This is a genomic window from Streptomyces flavofungini, from assembly GCF_041028215.1.
GTDB lineage: Bacteria > Actinomycetota > Actinomycetes > Streptomycetales > Streptomycetaceae > Streptomyces > Streptomyces flavofungini_B.
The window spans coordinates 1-1,804 of the sequence record NZ_JASKYR010001257.1 but is presented as its reverse complement, the minus strand read 5'-3'; the positions used below and the strand labels follow the sequence as shown (position 1 = coordinate 1,804).

Here is a 1,804-nt window from a genome sequence, read left to right as displayed (position 1 = left end):
CGCGGCGGCTGACCTCTGCGCAGGCGAAGCTCGGCGCGGCACTGGCCAGGGGCGGCGGCATCCTGTTCGTCATCGCCCGCTTCGCCCCCGCGGGCCGTTCGATCGTCTCCCTCGGCGCGGGCGCGGCCCACCGCAGACTCCGCGAGCCCCCCGGGTCCGGCAGAACCCTCAAGAGGCCCGCTCTCCCGGCGCTGTCGGCGCATCCGGCGCCCCTCGCACTCCTCGCGCCCCTCGCACTTCGAGCCCGGCGAGCAGTTCCGCCGTCGCCTCGGCCACGGCGTCGACGGCCCGGTCGAAGACCTCGCGGTTGTGCGCGGCGGGGGCGCGGAATCCGGAGACCTTGCGCACGTACTGGAGCGCCGCGGCCCGGACCTCCTCCTCGGTAGCGTCGTCGGCGATGGCGGGCGGACGCAGCGTCTTGATGCTTCGGCACATGCCTCCAGCTTGCCACCGGCTTGCCACCGGGCCCTTCAAGCCAGCCCCCTGGGAAAGCTCGCACATGTAAATCGAACAGGAGTACCATTACGGCTGTGCCTCCATCCCCATCCCATGACTTTCCCGGCGACCTCCTCGCCGCCCAGGAGGAGCTGCACCAGGTCCGCTCCGAGCTCCTGGCGCTGTTCAAACGGCTCCCCTGGTCGGTGGAGCCCCTGGACGGCTTCAGCGACACCGGCGGCTGGCGCAGCGTCGAGCGGCCCGCGTCGCCCGGCTGGACCGCGGACGAACAGGCGGAGGTCGAGAAACTCCGCGAGAGAGAGCGGGAGTTGGCCGTCTTCGTGACCTGTCACCGCTACTGGGAACAGGTCTCGGGACCAGATGTGATCACCGCCAGAGCCCGCCTCAAGCACGCCCATGAAACGCCGGACGACCCCGCGCCGCCAGGCCATTGACAGCCGGGAACGGCGGGCGTTGACTCCCTCGTGAACCGGCGGCGCGCGTACCCCCGCCGGGCACGGAGGTGCAGCCGTGAACGTCCTGATCATCGTCGCGATACTGGCCCTCATCGGCCTCGGCTTCGACCAGCCCATCCTGTGGCTCGGCGCGGCGGCGCTCGCCTTCTACCTGCTGCGGTTCTACGAGGGCGGAGACAAGAGGAACGACAAGAACACGTCGGCCGCCACCGGCGGCGGAAGCTCCGGCGGCGGAGGTGGTGGCGGGGGCGGAGGCGGTGGCCTCCCCAAGACGTACCGCGACTACCGCATCCGCAAGGAGCGCCAGGAACGCKGGGACCGCAGGTACCGCAGGACGCACCCGAACAGCGGCCGCTGACCCCCCCCCCGGCCGCCCGGGGCCCGCACGCGGAAACCCCCCCCCCCCCCCCCCCCCCCCCCCATCGGTGCGGGGCCCGCACGCGGAAACGGCGGAGCCCCGCACCGATGCACTCGGTACGGGGCTCCGCCGTTCGGACCCGGTGGGCGCGGACGGTTTCGAACCGCCGACATCCTCCTTGTAAGGGAGGCGCTCTACCCCTGAGCTACGCGCCCGGGATGAGTGGACAGCCTACCTTGCCGCAGGCGGTGCCTCGCAAACCCGTGGGGGCCGTCACCTGGGCACCCGGGAGCCGCCCGCGCGCACCGCGAACTGACCGGCCCGTGTGTTCGTCCTTAACCGGTGGGAGAATGTGACTCCGGGCAGGGCGGATGACAGCACGGGAGAGGGATTGTGACGGCGACACCTTGGCAGCCGTACACACCGGACCAAGCGGGGGCGGAGATCGGGGCGACGGGGCGAGCGACACCGGACGGAGACCAGGGAGCCGGTGAGGGCCGCGGAGCCCACAGAGACGGCGGGGGCCGCGAAGGCC

General features: G+C 72.3%; 3 protein-coding genes and 1 tRNA gene. 2 read left to right on the top strand and 2 right to left on the bottom strand.

Features of this window, described 5'->3' with window-relative positions:
- Nucleotides 1–168 precede the first annotated feature (168 nt).
- Complete coding sequence (locus AB8Z36_RS40245) at nucleotides 169–435, bottom strand: DUF2277 domain-containing protein (protein ID WP_369218306.1); 267 nt, start codon at nucleotides 433–435, stop codon at nucleotides 169–171.
- Nucleotides 436–530: 95 nt separating this feature from the next.
- On the opposite strand from AB8Z36_RS40245, the gene AB8Z36_RS40240 reads away from it, so the two are divergent.
- Both AB8Z36_RS40240 and AB8Z36_RS40235 read left to right on the top strand, forming a co-directional pair.
- Nucleotides 531–890: a hypothetical protein gene (locus AB8Z36_RS40240; RefSeq protein WP_440582133.1), complete on the top strand. Its 360-nt coding sequence runs from the start codon at nucleotides 531–533 to the stop codon at nucleotides 888–890.
- Between the two features lie 76 nt (nucleotides 891–966).
- Nucleotides 967–1,269: a hypothetical protein gene (locus AB8Z36_RS40235; protein ID WP_369218305.1), complete on the top strand. Its 303-nt coding sequence runs from the start codon at nucleotides 967–969 to the stop codon at nucleotides 1,267–1,269.
- 143 nt (nucleotides 1,270–1,412) lie between these two features.
- On the opposite strand, the gene AB8Z36_RS40230 is transcribed toward AB8Z36_RS40235, so the two are convergent.
- Nucleotides 1,413–1,484, bottom strand: a tRNA-Val gene (locus AB8Z36_RS40230).
- Nucleotides 1,485–1,804 lie beyond the last annotated feature (320 nt).

Coding starts and splice junctions, on each gene's coding strand:
- AB8Z36_RS40245 (WP_369218306.1), bottom strand. CDS start 435: ATGTGCCGAAGCATCAAGACGCTGCGTCCGCCCGCCATCGCCGACGAC.